Origin of the sequence: Mesorhizobium sp. Root695, from assembly GCF_001428185.1 — a bacterium.
In the GTDB taxonomy this organism is placed as follows: Bacteria; Pseudomonadota; Alphaproteobacteria; order Rhizobiales; family Rhizobiaceae; genus Mesorhizobium.
Genome location: NZ_LMHO01000046.1, coordinates 193505 through 209959, shown reverse-complemented (window position 1 = coordinate 209959; position 16455 = coordinate 193505). Strand labels below are relative to the sequence as shown.

Below are 16455 nucleotides of genomic sequence, written 5' to 3'. Positions count from 1 at the left end.
AAACGCTCATTATAGTGCCGAACCTTGACGGAATTGCTGCCTTTTCCCGACAAAGCGGAGCCTCCAGATTTGTTTGTTACCGCTCAGCCCAGCACGCGCGGCCCTGAAACCACTCCGGTCGAGTCACGATGGACGACGCCTGTGGGAGATGCAACAGTGCGCGTCGGAGCCGTCTAAGTCAATTTTCCTATTGCGGCTTCAAGCCATTTAATATAGCAAATTGAAAAAATAACAATGCCGGGAGGAAGGTGTTGCAGTTAGGCGCATATAGCGACGCCGACGCCACGGCGGGCCGGGGAGTGGCCGTTCCGGTTGCCCTGGTTCAGGCAACGAAGGCCTTTGGCGGCACGATTGCGCTCAGAGACGCGACTTTCGAATTGCGCCCAGGCGAGGTGCTGGCTCTGCTTGGCGAAAACGGCGCCGGCAAGAGCACCTGTGTGAAGCTGCTGGCCGGCGTTCATTCTCCCACCGGTGGCCATGTCGAAGTCGACGGCAAGCCTGTGACGTTCCATTCGCCGCACGACGCCCAGACCGCCGGCATCGCGGTCATGCACCAGCATCCCGGCCTGTTTCCGGATCTTTCGGTCGCGGAAAACATCTATCTCGGGCACATGCCGCGTGACCGCTTCGGCGGCATCGACAATGCCGCAATGCTTGCCGGCGCCCGCAAGGTGTTGGCAACGGTCGGCCTCAACGTGCGGTCGGCAACGCGGTTAGGCGCGCTGCGGACCTCTGAGCAGCAATTGGTGGAAATCGCCCGCGCCCTGTCGCTCGACGCGCGTGTGCTGATCATGGACGAGCCCACGGCGGCGCTGTCGCAGCGCGAGGTCGAACGGCTGTTCACCGTCGTCGCCGATCTCAGGCTGCACGGCGTGGCGATGATGTTCGTCGGTCACCGCATGGACGAGATCTTCCGTATCGCCGACCGCATTGCGGTGCTGCGCGACGGCCGTCTCATCGGCGTCAAGCCGAAGGCCGAGCTCGGCCGCGCGGCCGCAATCAGCATGATGGTCGGCCGCGAGGTGACCGACCTCTATCCGGAACGTGACCACGCCACCGGCGCGCTGGTGCTGGAGGCGAGGGGGCTTTCGCGCGCCGGCGGCTTCTCCGACGTCGACTTTAAGCTGCATGCCGGGGAGGTGCTCGGGCTGGGCGGCTTGGTTGGCAGCGGGCGGACAGAGATCGCGCGCGTGCTGTTCGGTATCGACCAGCCCGATGGCGGCGAAATGCTGATCGATGGAGAAGCCGTGCGCTTCGCATCCGCACGTGACGCTATGGATGCTCGCATCGCCTATGTTTCGGAAGACCGAATGGGCCAGAGCCTGGTGATGGATTTCTCCATCCTCGACAATGCCGTGCTGCCGGTTCTCGACAAGGCGGCGCCCTCCGGCCTCTACAGCACGGACCGCGCCATCGACCTGGTTGCGGACTGGCTGAAGCGCATGAAGCTGCGCTTCTCCGGCTACGGTCAGCCGGTCAAGGAACTTTCCGGCGGCAATCAGCAGAAGGTGGTGCTGGCCAAATGGCTGCGTACCGAACCGCGCGTCCTCATCCTCGATGAGCCGACGCAAGGCATCGATGTCGGCACCAAGGCGGAAGTGCACGCGATGATCGCCAACCTTGCAGCCCAGGGCATGGCGATCATCCTGATCTCTTCCGAGATGCCCGAACTCATCGGCATGTGCGATCGCATAGTCGTTCTGCGCGAAGGTCATCGGATGGCCGAATTCGCCAGGGGCGAAGCCACCCAGGAAAAGGTGCTGGAAGCGGCGACGAAAACCGATGAGCCCATCGATCCGGCGGCGCAGGCGGAGCGTGCCGCCTTCAACGAAAAGAAAAAGGGACCGTTCGATTTCCTAAAGCGGCGTGAGTTCGGTTTGCTGGCCGCGATGCTGGCGGTCGCCATTCCGGTCACCATCATCAACCCGCGCATGGTGAGCGCGGCAAACCTGACTGCCGTGTCGATGGATGCTGCCTTGCTGGTTGTTGCAGCACTCGCACAGATGCTGGTGCTGATCACCCGCAATATCGATCTTTCGATCGCCGCGGTGATCGGTCTTTCAGCCTACATGGCGGCCAGCATGGTTCAGGCCTATCCGGGACTCGACATCGGCATCGGCCTGGCGACTGCATGCGCGGTCGGCTGTATCGCCGGTCTGGCCAACGGCCTTGTCGTTACCAGGGGAAGGATACCGGCCATCGTCGTTACGTTGGCCTCGATGTCGATCTTTCGCGGCTTCAACTCGATCTGGGCGGCGGGCGACCAGATCAGCGCCGACGAGGTCACGCAGGCCTGGCTCGACATGACGGGCCTGAAGATCGCCGGCGTGCCGCTGATCGTCGTTATCGCCATTGTCATCCTGTGCGCCGGCTACGTGCTGCTCTACCGCACGGCCATTGGGCGCGAACTGTTCGCCACCGGTTCCAACCCGGACGGCGCGCGTCTCATCGGCATCCCCGTCGACCGCCGCATCCTTCTGGCCTTCGGCATGGCCGGCCTGCTCGGCGGCCTGTGCGGCGCTCTGTGGGCATCGCGCTACGCCACCATCGATGCGCGTGTCGCGCTCGGCTTCGAACTCACAGTGATCGCCTCGGCGGTGGTCGGCGGCGTCGCCATCCGCGGCGGTTCGGGCACGCTGCTCGGTATCATCCTCGGTGCGCTCACTTTGCTGGTCATCAAGAACGGGCTGACACTGGTGCGCGTCGATCCACTGTGGCTGCAGGGTGTCTACGGCCTGGTGATCCTGGTAGCCATCGGCATCGACACCTTCATTGTGCGGCGCGCCGAGCAGGCGAGACTGGCGAGGGCGAGATGAGAAAGTTCCTGCGCTCGATCGACTTCTGGGACCTGCTGCTGGCAGTCTCCTGTCTCGCCATCTTCCTCTATGCGGCGATCTTCGTGCCGAATTTCGTTTCTGGCTTCAATCTCTCCCAACTGGCCGCAAGCGCCTCGGAAAAGGCGTTGCTGATCCTGCCGATGACGCTCCTCATCATCACCCGCGAGATCGACCTGTCGATCGCCTCGGTGTTGGCGCTGGCATCCGTGGTCTTTGGCCTGCTCGTTCAAGCCGGCGTGCCGACGCTGGCAGCAATCCCGCTAACGCTCGTCGCCGGCGGGCTGCTCGGCGCCTTCAACGGTTATCTGGTCTCGGGCTTGGGACTGCAGTCGCTGGTGGTGACGCTCGGCACCATGGCGCTCTATCGCGGTATTGGCTACATCCTGCTCGGCACCGGTTCGGTCAACATCCTGCCGCCTGCGGTCGTCGATTTCGGCATCAACAACCTGCCGGGCACGCAGATACCGTGGACTATCGTGCCATTCCTGGTGCTGGCGCCGGTGTTTGCCGTCATCCTGCAGAAGACGCCGACCGGCAAGCGCATCTACGCGCTCGGCGGCAGTCCAGAAGTAGCGCGCTATTCCGGCATCGATACGCGCCGCATGGTGTTGAACCTGTTCGTCGTCTCCGGTATCGTCGCGGCCGTCGCCGGTGTCGTCTATACCGCGCGCCTTTCCAACGCCCGCGCCAACAACGCACTTGGCATGGAACTTGACGTCATCACCATCGTGTTGCTCGGCGGTGTCAGCGTCTTTGGCGGCAAGGGTCGCCTGACCGGCGTGATGCTGGCCCTGGTTCTGATTGCCGTGATCCGCAACGTTCTGGCGCTCAACCAGATCGGCGGCGACGCGCAGGGCATGATCATCGGGCTGCTTTTGATCGGCTCGCTGCTGGTCGGCAATTACTGGCGCTCAGCACAGGAGCGGCTCTCAAGATCGCGCGTCTTGCGCGAAAACAAGGGGTGATCTCGGGCCCCTTTCTTCAAGCCCGAATTTTTGATGGAGGAGTCACAATGAAAGCGTTTAGATTAGCCCTGCTCGCATCCGCGGTTCTGCTCGCCCCGACCTCGCTGGCTCTAAGCCAGGAATGCGCCAAGGAGCCGGTAACGGTCGGCTTCCTGCCCAAGCTCGACACCGATCCCTACTTCAAGGTGGCCTTTGGAGGGGCCGAAGAGGCGGCGAAGGAAATTGGCGGCACAGCTACCCAGGTCGCCCCATCGCAAGCGACGGCAGAGGCGCAGATTGAATTCATCAATAGTCTCGTGTCGCAGAAGGTCGGGGTCATCGCAATTGCCGGCAACGACGCCAATGCCGTTGCGCCTGCGCTGAAGCGTGCCGTCCAGCAGGGCGTCCGCGTCATTTCGTATGACTCCGATGTGGCGGCCGACGCCCGCGCGGTATTCGTGAATCAAGTGAAGGGCGACAGTCTCGCCGAAATGATGCTGGAAAGTGCATTCAATCTTAGCGGCGGTGAAGGCGAATTCGCGATCCTGTCGTCGACGCCCACGGCGACCAACCAAAACGCCTGGATCGACTTCATGAAGGCGAAAATGGCGGCCGAGCCGAAGTTTTCCAAAATGAAGCTCGTGCAGGTCGCCTATGGCGAAGAAAGCGAACAGATCAACCAGCAGCAGGCACTGGCGCTGGTGCAAGCGTTTCCGAATCTCAAGGTGATCATCGTTCCAGCAGGCATTGGCCTTCCTGCGGCCGCTCGTGCACTTGAGGAGGCGGGCATGATCGGCAAGGTCAAACTCACCGGCCTGGCCCCGGCCACTTTGATCTCGAAATACATCAAGGACGGCGCTGCTCAGGATATCTGGTGGAACGTCACCGATCTTGGCTATCTTACCTATCAAACTGCCCAGGCGCTTGCGCAGTGCAAGATCACCGGCAAGGAGGGTGACAAGTTCAAGGCAGGCAGGCTCGGCGAATACACGATTGGGGCCGGCGGCGAATTGATCCTTGGACCAGCGAAAATCGTGACCCCCGAAAATCTGGCTGAGTTCAAGTTCTGATACGGCGGTTATCGAACCCCCGGGGGCGCCGATTCCAGCTGGCGCCCTCTCAACTCGATCTATCGGACAATGTGGGGCGACTATGAAAGTGCTGCTTGCAGGCGAAACCTTCGCGGCGACGACTTCGGTCGCCATAGGTGGCGATGTGCTCACAAGCGCGACCTCCACCAATGGTGCAACGACCTTCAATGCCGCCCTCGCCGCCGAGGGCGTCGCGGTGACACAGATCGGCGGTGATCGGTGCGCCGCCGAGTTTCCCTCTGATCTGGATGCGCTCGCCCAATATCAGGCGGTGGTGATTTCCGATGTCGGCGCGCTGACCTTGCTGGTGACGCCGGAAGCCCGGGCCGGCCGTGTCGGTGTCAACCGCCTCGATCTGCTCAAGATCTATGTCGAAGGTGGCGGTGGGTTGATGCTGGCCGGCGGCTATATGGGCTTTCAGGGCATGTTCGGAACAGCGCGATTCTACGACACCCCGGTCGAAGATGTGCTGCCTGTCCGTTGCCTGCCGTATTGCGACGGCATGGAGGTGCCGCAAGGTCTTCAAGCCTCCATCCTGCAAACATCCCACCCAATCTTTTCCGGCATCGAGGGGCCGTTGCCTCCGATCCTCGGCATGAACAAGCTGGAATTCAGGCATGATGGCTCATCCCGTCTTTTGGCAACCTGCCATCACCGCGGCACGGACTGGCCACTCCTTGCCGTTTGCAACCACGGTCGCGGCCGCACGGTCGCCTGGACGACCGACATCGGTCCGCATTGGCTGTCGCAGGATTTCCTCGAATGGCCGCTCTACGGCAAGTTGATGGCGAACATGGTGCGGTGGCTCGCCGGCACCGAATAGGAGAGGCGGAGACCTAGTTCAGTGCCGTTGCCGGTTCTCGCTGCGGGCCTTGAACCGTCTCGTTGCCCGCGGAACGGGCGGAGGTGCGGTTACATAGTGTTCCGCGTCAAATAATTTGATGGCGCGACAGCAGCCCGTCGCCCGACGCAAACCCCGCCAGCCAGCAGTTCTGCGTTCTGTCCTACGCTGGTTTGGCATGCTGCTCGGCGCTCGTGACTTCGATACACACAATGCGTTCGTTGCCTTCCACCCAGGCGTCGTGGCCGGGCAGAATTGTATAGGATGTGCCTTGTTCGAAGGTTTTCTGGGTGCCGTCATCCAATCTGATGGTGATCGCTCCGGATACAACGTAACCGACATGCGACACCTGACAGCTGTCGGTCTTGACGACGGGCTTCACGCACTCCGACCATTTCCATCCTGGCTCCATGTTGAGCCGTCCGAGCGTGAAACCGGGAAGCCGCACCACTTCGACGCGTGTCTTGTTGGGCGAGCGAACCTCACCCGGCTTGTTGTGAGACTTGGATTCAAATTTCGTGACGTTCATTCCACCATCCGTCGTGGCATCCTCCCATACGCGACGCGGATACTGGCGCTGTCACGTCATTATATTAGTAATTGCTTTTCTAAAATCTTCCGCTTCGGAGTTTCTAGCGAACAGGACCTGGTCACCTCATCTCCGCGACGACCGGCCCTGACACCGGTTTATACCGAGCGTTTTGGCCTCGCTTTTTCGACAGGCCATCCATTTGAACTGCGCAACACGCTCCATCTTTCCGATGTCCACGAGCAGCCCTACCTCGACCGCATCAACTGCGAATACAGCGATCACATCGACGAGCTTTGAAGCCTCGGCATAGAGATCGAAAGTGCACATCGTAGTGAGCGCGAGGATTGGATTCTGGCGATAGTCGCGGCGGGAATGGGGGTGCCACCAGCCTGTGGTCGATCCCGAAATCATCCGCAAGTGTCGTTGGTTACTGTCGCAGGGCGCTCACACTCGCCAGCCATTGATGCGTTTGCCGATGCTGTCCGGGACTAGGATTGGAAAACCTCACTGACCTAGCTGCAGCGGGGAGCCTTGGCTCCAAGAGTTGTTACAGGCACCCACCGGTCGAATCGCATTCTCGGCACCGACACGATTCATTAACCAAGATGATGTTCTTCGACAGGCGCGTTGTGGGATGGATGCCCGTCTGCGCCGGTCAAGTCCATGCCTTGTCAGGTCGAGGACGCCGAAGACGAGCTCTTCATCTCGACGCCGACGTCAAATCGCCTGAAAACAAAACAATTTGCAAGGCATGAACGTGATTGAAAACGAGCAAAACACGCCCGGCGCTTCCCATCGTTGGACATTGCTGCCGGCCATCATGGTGGCGTTCCTTTGCCTCTGCGTCAGCAGCGCGTTGGCGGAGACGCGCGCTTTGAAGATTCAACATCTCCATACGGGCGAGAAGGCCGAAATCGTCTTCAAGCGCAATGGGCGCTACGATCCGGCGGGATTGAAGAAGATCAATCTCATGCTGCGCGACTGGCGTCGCAACGAACCGACGAAGATGGATCCGCGCCTGCTCGATCTTGTCTGGCAGGCCTATCGCGCCAGTGGATCAAGAGCCTATATCCATGTGGTCAGCGCCTATCGTTCGCCGGCGACGAACGCAATGCTGCGCAGCCGCTCGAAGGGCGTAGCTCGAGAGAGTCAACACATGGTAGGCCGCGCGATGGATTTCTTCCTGCCGGATGTGCCGCTGAAGAAGCTGCGCGATATCGGCCTCAAGATGCAGGGCGGCGGCGTAGGCTATTACCCTACCTCCGGTTCGCCTTTCATACACATGGATGTCGGCAATGTGCGGCATTGGCCGGGCATCAGCCGCCAGGAACTAGCCAGGGTATTTCCGAACGGCAACACACTGCATGTGCCAAGCGACGGCAGACCGCTGCCCGGCTACGAGCAGGCGTTTGCCGCCTACAAATCGCGCAAGGGCGCCGGCACGCCCAACATCGAGCTGGCAAGCGTTGATGGCGGCCAACGCAGACAGGCGCGTGGCCTACTGGCGACGCTTTTGGGTGGCGGAGACGAGTCGGATGATGTCGCGGAAGCGGTGTCGGCGCCGCGCAAACCGGCCAGGTCTGTTGAACCCAGGCCGGTCGGACAGGGTATCGCCATCGTGCAGCCGCAGGATGCCCAGCGGGCGGACATCCAGATGGCTGCCAGCTATCCAGGGGAGGAACCGCCATCTGGGCAGACGGGGAAGACGCCTGAAGCGATCGTCATGGCCATGGCACCGGGCTCGGTGCCGCTGCCCGCCTTCGCCCCTCGCGCCGAACTTGCGGCGCGTGTTCCGACACCGGAAACCGCACGGTCCGCAATCGCCGGTGCGTCCATGGCGCGGGCCGAACTGGCGGTGGCCAAGCCGGCAGCAACCGGTGCCGACATTCCTTTGGGCGGGGATGCCGTTCTCGCGAGCGTCGCGGCGGACATGGTGGCGCTCAACATCCCCTTGCCGACATGGCGGCCGGAAAGCCAGACAAGCCCGACGCGCCAACCGGAAGCAGCCAAATCCGGCGACGCAATCGGTGCCTTGCTGGCCCTGAACCACGCCGATGACGGCCTTGACAGGCTGACCGGCCAGCGGCTTGCCCCCCATGCATCGGAACGCGAAGATCGGGTCAGGACCAGCCCGAAGGCCGACCGTGTCCAGCCACGCGCCGGTGCTGAAGCGCCTGCGGTCACCAGCAGACCGCTCCAGAGAGGTCGCGGCATTGCCGATGGAACGGGGTCCGCGACCGCGCGGCTTGTTGCCGCCTATTTCATCCGCAGGGCGCCGGAGCACGTCTATCTCGACGGATTCCAGCCGCGAGGACAGACGTCCGATCACCGCCGCTTCACCGGCTCCGCGGTGAAGTTCTTGCCCATCGCCAGCTTCAAATAGGCTGGCTGTGGCCGAGATTTGACCTATCCGGGCGCTCGCCGACGAGGTCGGTCGCGACCGCGATCCCGACCGTTGGGCCAGCCTGCAGAACGAGGTCGGCAACTTTAACGCTCGCTGGCGGGCCGAAACGACGTTACCCGTTTCGAGCAAGCGGTGCCGATCCTGCGCGAGGCCGTGCAGAAGAAGATCAATTCTGTTCCGGGTATCGCCTTTACGCGGGATAGCCTTGTTGGCCGAGTTGCATTGACCGAGCGATTGCCCCTCTGGAGCCAGGCACTTGCAACGACGGGTGACAATGATGATCGCCTATCGTATATTGACATAAAGATATCCTTATGTGAGATGAGAAAACTTGTCGCCAAAGGGATAAAAAATGTCGCAGAACTCTGCATCGCTGGACGCTTTGTTCGGCCCCGTCGCGGCAAAGTCCGACGGATCGGAAGTGCTTGCGGCGCTGAGGGCAGCGGCGCGCGAACGCATCCTTATCCTCGACGGCGCCATGGGCACGCAGATCCAGGGCCTCGGCTTCGAGGAGGACCAGTTTCGCGGCGAGGCCTTCGCCGGCTGCGCCTGCCACCAGCAGGGCAACAACGACCTTCTGATCCTGACCCAGCCCGAGGCCATCGAGGAGATCCACTATCAGTACGCCATCTCAGGCGCCGACATCTTGGAAACCAACACCTTCTCCTCGACCTCGATCGCCCAGGCCGACTACGGCATGGAAGGTGCCGTCTATGCGCTGAACCGCGATGGCGCGCGGCTGGTGCGGCGCGCCGCTATTCGGGCCGAGCAGCAGGACGGCAAGCGTCGGTTCGTCGCCGGCGCGCTGGGGCCGACCAACCGCACCGCCTCGATGTCGCCGGATGTGAACAATCCCGGCTACCGCGCGGTGACCTTCGACGATCTGCGCCTCGCCTATGGCGAACAGCTGCGCGGATTGATCGATGGCGGCGCCGACGTCATCCTGATCGAGACCATCTTCGACACGCTGAACGCGAAGGCGGCGATCTTCGCTGCGGAAGAGATCTTCATCGAGAAGGGTGTGCGCCTGCCGGTGATGATCTCCGGTACCATCACCGACCTGTCCGGCCGCACGCTGTCCGGCCAGACGCCGACGGCCTTCTGGCATTCGGTGCGCCATGCCAGCCCCTTCACCATCGGCCTCAACTGCGCGCTAGGCGCCAATGCCATGCGTGCGCACCTGGCGGAGATTTCGGGCGTTGCCAACACCTTCACCTGCGCCTATCCGAATGCCGGACTGCCCAACGAATTCGGCAGCTATGACGAGAGCCCGGACTTCATGGCCGCGCAGATCGAGGAGTTTGCAAGGGAAGGGCTGGTCAATATCGTTGGCGGCTGCTGCGGCTCGACGCCGGAACATATCCGCGCCATTGCCGAAGCGGTGCGGAAGTATCCCCCGCGCGCCATTCCGGACATCGAACCCAGGATGCGCCTGTCCGGGCTGGAGCCATTCACGATCACCGACGAGATTCCGTTCGTCAATATCGGCGAGCGCACCAACGTCACCGGGTCGGCAAAGTTCAGAAAACTGATCACGGCGGGCGACTATGTCGCCGCGCTCGACGTGGCGCGCGACCAGGTCGCCAATGGCGCCCAGATCGTCGACATCAACATGGATGAGGGGCTGATCGATTCGAAGAAAGCGATGGTCGAATACCTGAACCTGATCGCCGCCGAGCCGGACATCGCTCGCGTTCCCGTCATGGTCGACAGTTCGAAATGGGAGATCATCGAGGCCGGCCTGAAATGCGTGCAGGGCAAGTCGCTGGTCAACTCCATCTCGATGAAGGAAGGCGAGGCTGCGTTCCTGCATCATGCCAGGCTGGTGCGGGCCTATGGCGCGGCGGTGGTCGTCATGGCCTTCGACGAAGACGGCCAGGCCGACACCAAGGCGCGCAAGGTCGAGATCTGCACCCGCGCCTACAAGCTCCTGATCGAACAGGCCGGCTTCCCGCCCGAGGACATTGTCTTCGACCCTAATGTCTTCGCGGTCGCCACGGGCATCGAGGAGCACGACAATTACGGCGTCGACTTCATCGAGGCCACGGGCGAGATCACCGGGACGCTGCCGCATGTCCACATTTCCGGTGGCGTGTCGAACCTGTCCTTCTCGTTCCGCGGCAACGAGCCGGTGCGCGAGGCCATGCATGCCGTGTTCCTCTACCATGCCATCCAGCGCGGCATGGACATGGGCATCGTCAATGCCGGTCAGCTCGCCGTCTACGACACGATCGAGCCGGCGCTACGCGAGGCCTGCGAGGATGTCGTGCTCAACCGCGTGCCCAGGGCCGGCGGCACCGCCACCGAACGCATGCTGGAGATCGCCGAACGCTTCAAGGGCACGGCGGGCCAGGAAGCCAAGGAGCGCGATCTCGCCTGGCGCGAATGGACGGTCGAACAGCGCATCAGCCACGCGCTGGTCAACGGCATCACCGAGTTCATCGACGCCGACACCGAGGAAGCGCGGCTGGCCGCCGAGCGCCCGCTGCATGTCATTGAAGGCCCGCTGATGGCCGGCATGAACGTCGTCGGCGACCTGTTCGGCGCGGGCAAGATGTTCCTGCCGCAAGTGGTGAAGTCCGCGCGGGTGATGAAACAAGCCGTCGCAGGATTGCTGCCTCATATGGAAGCCGAGAAGCTGGCCAACGCCGCTAATGGCATCGACAATGGCGAACGCCAGACAGCGGGCAAGATCCTGATGGCGACGGTGAAGGGCGATGTCCACGACATCGGCAAGAACATCGTCGGCGTTGTGCTCGCCTGCAACAATTACGAGATCATCGATCTCGGCGTCATGGTGCCGGCGGCAAAGATCCTGCAGACGGCACGCGAGCAAAATGTCGACATCATCGGCCTGTCAGGCCTGATCACGCCGTCGCTCGACGAGATGGCGCACATGGCCGCGGAGATGGAGCGCGAAGGTTTCGACATTCCATTGCTGATCGGCGGCGCGACGACGAGCCGCGTGCACACGGCGGTGAAAATCCACCCGCGCTACACCAAGGGCCAAACGGTCTATGTCACAGACGCCAGCAGGGCGGTGGGCGTGGTTTCGTCCTTGTTGTCGAACGAGACCAAGGGCGGCTATGTCGACACGGTGCGCGCCGAATACAAGAAGGTCGCCGACGCGCATGCCCGCTCCGAAGCCGACAAGCAGCGGCTGCCGCTGGCCAAGGCGCGGGCCAACGCGCACCGCATCGACTGGCCGGCCTATGAGCCGCCGAAGCCGTCCTTCACCGGTGTGAAGGTGTTCGAGAACTGGGATCTCACGGAACTCGCGCGCTATATCGATTGGACGCCGTTCTTCCAGACCTGGGAGCTGAAGGGCCGTTATCCGAAGATACTGGAGGACGAGGCGCAAGGCGCCGCCGCCCGCCAGCTGTTCGAGGATGCGCAGGCGATGCTGAAGAAGATTATTGCCGAAAAATGGTTCGCGCCGCGCGGCGTCATCGGCTTCTGGCCGGCCAATGCCGTCGGCGACGACGTCAGGCTGTTCACGGACGAGGCACGCTCGCAGGAACTGGCGACGTTCTTCACCCTGCGCCAGCAACTGACCAAGCGCGACGGCAAGGCCAATGTCGCACTGTCGGATTTCGTCGCGCCGACGGACAGCGGCAAGCCCGATTATATCGGCGGCTTCATCGTCACCGCCGGCATCGAGGAGGTGGCGATCGCCGAGCGTTTCGAGCGCGCCAACGACGACTATTCGTCGATCATGGTCAAGGCGCTGGCCGACCGCTTCGCCGAAGCCTTTGCGGAGCGCATGCACGAGAAGGTGCGCAGGGAGTTTTGGGCCTACACTCCCGACGAGAATCTGGCACCAAACGAACTGATCGGCGAACCCTATCGCGGCATCCGCCCGGCACCCGGCTATCCGGCACAGCCCGACCATACCGAGAAGGCGACGCTGTTCCGACTGCTCGACGGCGAAGGCAATGCCGGGGTTAGCCTGACCGAGAGCTATGCGATGTGGCCGGGCTCTTCGGTATCGGGAATCTATCTGGCGCATCCCGAAAGCTACTATTTCGGCGTCGCCAAGGTCGAACGCGACCAGGTCGAGGATTATGCACGCCGCAAGGCGATGCCATTGGCCGAGGTCGAGCGCTGGCTTGGCCCCATCCTCAACTACGTGCCGGCACATTATGCCGAGGCGGCGGAATAGCTGATGCCGGCGCGTCCGTTGGAGAAGCGACAGGCAAATGCCAATCGCTTCTCCATTGTCATCCTGGCCCGCTTCGATTCCGGTGGGCTATTGCATGGCGGATGGGTTCATCCACAGCAGCTCCCAGACGTTGCCGTCCGGATCTTCGATGTGGCGGTTGAACATGAAACCGAGATCCTGCACCGGGTTGGGATCGGCGCGACCGCCTGCCGCCACGCCCTTCTCGATTATGGCATTGACCTCGTCCTTGCTGTCGGTGGTGAGCGCTATCAGCATCTGGCTGTCCCGTTTGGGGTCGCCGATCTCCCGCGCTGTGAACTGGCTGTAATGCTTGTGCGTAAGCAACATGACCCCAATGGAGTCGGAGAACATGATCGAGCTGGCCTGGTCGCTCGAGAACTGCGGGTTCAGCGTGCCGCCGATCGCGAGATAGAAATTGGTCGCCGCCTGCAGATCGCGCACCGGCAGATTGAGGAAGATCATCTTGGTCATCGGTTCAAGCCTTGCTTTCGTTGACGAGTACTAGCCAGTCTAGTACTGTAAGCGTAGCTACCATGCGGGAACGGTACCGTCTAGTACTGGTTGAGAGGCGCTATGGAAAATAATGGTGAGACCAGATCGGCTCGCAAGGATCGTGAAATCATCGAAGCGGCCACGGCCGCGTTCATCGCCAAGGGTTATGATGGAACCAGCATGGAAGAGATCGCCACCAAGGCAGGCGCTTCCAAGCAGACCGTCTACAAGCATTTCACGGACAAGGAGACGCTTTTCAGCGAAGTCGTCGAGTCCACCGCCAGCCAGACCAACGATGTTGTCGAGTCCGTAACGATGCTGCTTTCCGAGGCGAAATTCATGGAGGGCGGTCTGCAGCAGCTTGCCCGACGCATGACAACGACGCTGATGGACGACGATTTGCTGAAGCTGCGGCGTCTGATTATCGCCAACGCGGATCGAATGCCGCAGCTTGGCCGCAGTTGGTATGAAAAAGGTTTTGAGCGCATGCTTGCCTCGGTGGCGTCATGCTTTGAAAAGCTTACCAGTCGAGGCCTGTTGCAGACCAGCGATCCCCGTTTGGCGGCCAGCCATCTCTTCGGAATGCTTCTCTGGATCCCCATGAACGAAGCCATGTTCACCGGAAGCAACCCGCGCTCGAAGGCCGACCTTGAGCGGCATGCCGATGCCTCGGTTGAAGCGTTCCTTGCCGCCTATGGGGTGCGGTCGAAATAGTCACGCTCCTCTCCGACGGCGATGCGTCTTGCGGTCGATTGTCCGTCCGCGCCTGTCGGCGGGCCGGTGGCGGAGGTCGGTCTTGCACAGGCTTCTCGCTTACGATCCAGGGCTGCGATAAACCCAAGGCTGCCGTCCTTGCAGTTGGAGCGCCAAATGACCGTACTCACACGCCGCGGGTTTTTGAAAACGGCCGCGGTTGCCGGTGCCGGCGGGATCGGGCTTTCGGCCATGGGTCGGCTTGGCGGCTGGGCCGCTGCCACAGCTGAGCCGGTGGTTTTGCAGACGGCAAAGATCCAGGCGAAGCTGATGGATGTCGGCCAGACCAAGGATGTGCTGACCTATGGTAACGCCGGAATGCCGCCCGTGCTCAGAATGAAAAAAGGCGCGCCTTTCACCGCGCGCCTTGTCAACGCGATCGATGATCCGACGACGATCCACTGGCATGGCATTCGTGTTCCAAACAGGATGGACGGCGTCCCGTTTCTGGTCCAGCCCTACGTCTACACCGGCGATCATTTCGATTACGCCTTCACGCCACCCGACGCCGGCACCTTCTGGTATCACCCGCATTGCAACACGCTGGAGCAGATGGGTCACGGCCTGACCGGCGTGATCGTGGTTGAAAACCCGAACGATCCGAAATTCGACGCCGAAATTGTCATCAACCTGCGCGACTGGCGCCTCGGCGACGATGGCCAGTTCATCGACCAGTTCCGGCCGCGCGATGCCGCAAGAACCGGCACTTACGGCGCGGTGCGCACCGCCAACTGGCTAGATCAGCCGCAGTATGACGCGCCGGCCGGAGGGCTGGTGCGGCTCAGGGTCGCCATCACCGATGTCACCCGGATCTATGCCTTTCGCGTCGATGGCGCCGAAGCGTCAGTCATCGCGCTGGACGGCAATCCGGTGCCGCAGCGTTTTTCCCCCGATGCCTTGCTGCTTGGACCCGGTCAGCGCATGGAGCTGGCCATCCGCATGCCCGACGACGAGGGCGCGATCGTCAGCCTGAGAGACGTCAGGGGCACGAAGCCAAAAATCCTGGCGACCCTGCTCGCGACAGGAGACTCCCTCAAGCGGGACATTCGTGATCTTGCTCCGCTGGAGGTCAATCCGGTGGCGGAGGTGGATTTCACCAGCGCCCAACATATTTCCCTGGCGCTCAGCGCTACGGCGGAAAACGTCCCGAGCGATGGCATCTGCGGTTCGCTTGGCTACAGTTTCTGGGCAATCAACAAGGTACCGTGGCCCGGCGATACGCCGGATCCGACCGCGCCGCTGGCCGAACTGAGGCTCGGCAGGAGCTATGTCATCGATATGGAGAACCTGACGCCGCAATCCCATCCGATGCATCTGCACGGCATGAGCTTCAAGGTGCTGTCATCCTCGACGCGCCAGGTTCAGCCTGTCATCTCCGACACCTATCTCATCCAGCCCAACGAGAAGGTTCAGCTCGGCTTCGTCGCCGACAATCCCGGCGACTGGCTGCTGCATTGCCACATTATCGAGCATCAGAAATCGGGAATGACGACCTACGTCAGGGTGGTCTGAAGCCGCGCCAGTGGGGTCGCGCCGGATCGCGTCAGTCTCCGTGTCGCTGCGTGACCGTCACTTGCGCAGCTGCGCCTCGATCTCGTCGAGGATCTTGTCCTTGCCGATGCCGGTGAGGAAGGCGAGGCCCTTGATCACCGGCTTGGTCACCGAAGCCGAGATCGGCGTGGTGGCGACGATGAAGTCGACATTGTCGGCCAGTCCCGGCACTTCGGTGGCCTTTGCCTGCTGGGCATTGAAGGTAAGGCCGCGTTTCTTCATTTCCTCGGTGACGGCGACGTTGACCGCGGTCGAGGTGGCGATGCCCGTGCCGCAGGCAAAGAGAATGGTTTTCTGTCTGGACATCTCTGCTTCTCCTTGTTTCAGCCGAGTACGGCTCGCACGTCATCGAGGGTTCTGGCCGACCTCAAGCCGTCCAAGGCTTGCGGGTTCTGGATGATGGCCATGACGGCCTGCAGCGCCTCAATCTGCTTGTCCTTGTCATTGATGGCAAGCAGGAAGACGAAGCCGACCGGCAGCATCTCGTCGGGGTCTTCCATGTTGGCGAAGGTCACCGGTTGCTTCAGCGTGCCCATTGCGATGCCCGGCTTCAGCACATGCTCCGGATCGGTGTGCGGTACCGCGACGTTGTCGGGGCGCTCCAGCGGCAATCCGGTCGGGATGGTCAATTCGCGGCGCACGACCGCGTCGGCATAGGAGCTTTTGACATAGCCAAGCATCTCGAGCCGGCCCGCCAGGATGCGGATGATCTCCTCATTGCTCGATGCATCGGATCCGAGCACGATCGCTTCGGGATCCAGAAGCTGCATGAGGCCGTCAGCCATTTCTTTGCTCCGTCGATGAAATCGTGCGCCCGTGAAGGGCGC

13 protein-coding genes are annotated in these 16455 nt (G+C 61.9%); 8 read left to right on the top strand and 5 right to left on the bottom strand.

Going from position 1 to position 16455, the window contains the following annotated elements; genetic code table 11:
* The first annotated feature begins 248 nt into the window (after window positions 1-248).
* The 4 genes from ASD99_RS31300 to ASD99_RS31285 all read left to right on the top strand — a co-directional run bounded on the left by ASD99_RS31300 (window position 249) and on the right by ASD99_RS31285 (window position 5695).
* A complete protein-coding gene (locus tag ASD99_RS31300; RefSeq protein WP_413813972.1) occupies window positions 249-2816 on the top strand; it encodes an ATP-binding cassette domain-containing protein in 2568 nt (855 codons plus the stop codon).
* A complete protein-coding gene (locus tag ASD99_RS31295; protein WP_056583382.1) occupies window positions 2813-3802 on the top strand; it encodes an ABC transporter permease in 990 nt (329 codons plus the stop codon). Before ASD99_RS31300 ends, ASD99_RS31295 begins: the two co-directional genes overlap by 4 nt.
* Window positions 3803-3849: 47 nt before the next feature.
* Window positions 3850-4851, top strand: a complete 1002-nt coding sequence (locus ASD99_RS31290) for a rhamnose ABC transporter substrate-binding protein (protein WP_056583380.1) — start codon at window positions 3850-3852, stop codon at window positions 4849-4851.
* 82 nt (window positions 4852-4933) lie between these two features.
* A complete protein-coding gene (locus tag ASD99_RS31285) occupies window positions 4934-5695 on the top strand; it encodes a glutamine amidotransferase (RefSeq protein WP_057145995.1) in 762 nt (253 codons plus the stop codon).
* Window positions 5696-5876: 181 nt separating this feature from the next.
* On the opposite strand, the gene ASD99_RS31280 is transcribed toward ASD99_RS31285, so the two are convergent.
* On the bottom strand, window positions 5877-6242 hold the full coding sequence (locus ASD99_RS31280; RefSeq protein ID WP_057145994.1) for a cupin domain-containing protein: 366 nt from the start codon (window positions 6240-6242) through the stop codon (window positions 5877-5879).
* A 126-nt stretch (window positions 6243-6368) separates the two neighbouring features.
* Entirely contained in the window at window positions 6369-6656 is a 288-nt protein-coding gene (locus tag ASD99_RS31275; RefSeq protein ID WP_156389123.1) for a hypothetical protein, read from the bottom strand.
* Window positions 6657-6996: 340 nt separating this feature from the next.
* Between ASD99_RS31275 and ASD99_RS31270 the strand changes: the two genes are divergently transcribed.
* Together ASD99_RS31270 and metH are read left to right on the top strand one after the other, a co-directional pair.
* A complete protein-coding gene (locus ASD99_RS31270) occupies window positions 6997-8628 on the top strand; it encodes a DUF882 domain-containing protein (RefSeq protein ID WP_057145992.1) in 1632 nt (543 codons plus the stop codon).
* 373 nt (window positions 8629-9001) lie between these two features.
* The gene (metH, locus tag ASD99_RS31265; protein WP_057145991.1) at window positions 9002-12811 is read left to right on the top strand and encodes a methionine synthase; all 3810 of its coding nucleotides are present in this window, start codon (window positions 9002-9004) and stop codon (window positions 12809-12811) included.
* Window positions 12812-12898: 87 nt separating this feature from the next.
* Here the strand turns inward: metH and ASD99_RS31260 are convergent, their stop codons facing one another.
* Complete coding sequence (locus ASD99_RS31260; protein WP_056583368.1) at window positions 12899-13303, bottom strand: VOC family protein; 405 nt, start codon at window positions 13301-13303, stop codon at window positions 12899-12901.
* A 102-nt stretch (window positions 13304-13405) separates the two neighbouring features.
* Here ASD99_RS31260 and ASD99_RS31255 point away from each other — a divergent pair, with 102 nt between their 5' ends.
* A complete protein-coding gene (locus ASD99_RS31255; RefSeq protein WP_056583366.1) occupies window positions 13406-14038 on the top strand; it encodes a TetR/AcrR family transcriptional regulator in 633 nt (210 codons plus the stop codon).
* A gap of 156 nt (window positions 14039-14194) precedes the next feature.
* The gene (locus tag ASD99_RS31250; RefSeq protein ID WP_057145990.1) at window positions 14195-15589 is read left to right on the top strand and encodes a multicopper oxidase family protein; all 1395 of its coding nucleotides are present in this window, start codon (window positions 14195-14197) and stop codon (window positions 15587-15589) included.
* 57 nt (window positions 15590-15646) lie between these two features.
* Here ASD99_RS31250 and ASD99_RS31245 read toward each other — a convergent pair whose 3' ends face one another.
* Both ASD99_RS31245 and ASD99_RS31240 read right to left on the bottom strand, forming a co-directional pair.
* Window positions 15647-15934, bottom strand: a complete 288-nt coding sequence (locus tag ASD99_RS31245; protein WP_056583361.1) for a PTS sugar transporter subunit IIB — start codon at window positions 15932-15934, stop codon at window positions 15647-15649.
* Between the two features lie 17 nt (window positions 15935-15951).
* Window positions 15952-16413 (bottom strand): PTS sugar transporter subunit IIA, encoded by a 462-nt coding sequence (locus tag ASD99_RS31240; RefSeq protein ID WP_056583358.1) that lies wholly within the window; start codon window positions 16411-16413, stop codon window positions 15952-15954.
* Between the last annotated feature and the right edge of the window lie 42 nt (window positions 16414-16455).

Coding starts and splice junctions, on each gene's coding strand:
- metH (WP_057145991.1), top strand. CDS start 9,002: ATGTCGCAGAACTCTGCATCGCTGGACGCTTTGTTCGGCCCCGTCGCG.
- ASD99_RS31260 (WP_056583368.1), bottom strand. CDS start 13,303: ATGACCAAGATGATCTTCCTCAATCTGCCGGTGCGCGATCTGCAGGCG.
- ASD99_RS31275 (WP_156389123.1), bottom strand. CDS start 6,656: ATGATTTCGGGATCGACCACAGGCTGGTGGCACCCCCATTCCCGCCGC.
- ASD99_RS31245 (WP_056583361.1), bottom strand. CDS start 15,934: ATGTCCAGACAGAAAACCATTCTCTTTGCCTGCGGCACGGGCATCGCC.
- ASD99_RS31290 (WP_056583380.1), top strand. CDS start 3,850: ATGAAAGCGTTTAGATTAGCCCTGCTCGCATCCGCGGTTCTGCTCGCC.
- ASD99_RS31250 (WP_057145990.1), top strand. CDS start 14,195: ATGACCGTACTCACACGCCGCGGGTTTTTGAAAACGGCCGCGGTTGCC.
- ASD99_RS31280 (WP_057145994.1), bottom strand. CDS start 6,242: ATGAACGTCACGAAATTTGAATCCAAGTCTCACAACAAGCCGGGTGAG.
- ASD99_RS31240 (WP_056583358.1), bottom strand. CDS start 16,413: ATGGCTGACGGCCTCATGCAGCTTCTGGATCCCGAAGCGATCGTGCTC.
- ASD99_RS31285 (WP_057145995.1), top strand. CDS start 4,934: ATGAAAGTGCTGCTTGCAGGCGAAACCTTCGCGGCGACGACTTCGGTC.
- ASD99_RS31295 (WP_056583382.1), top strand. CDS start 2,813: ATGAGAAAGTTCCTGCGCTCGATCGACTTCTGGGACCTGCTGCTGGCA.
- ASD99_RS31270 (WP_057145992.1), top strand. CDS start 6,997: ATGAACGTGATTGAAAACGAGCAAAACACGCCCGGCGCTTCCCATCGT.
- ASD99_RS31255 (WP_056583366.1), top strand. CDS start 13,406: ATGGAAAATAATGGTGAGACCAGATCGGCTCGCAAGGATCGTGAAATC.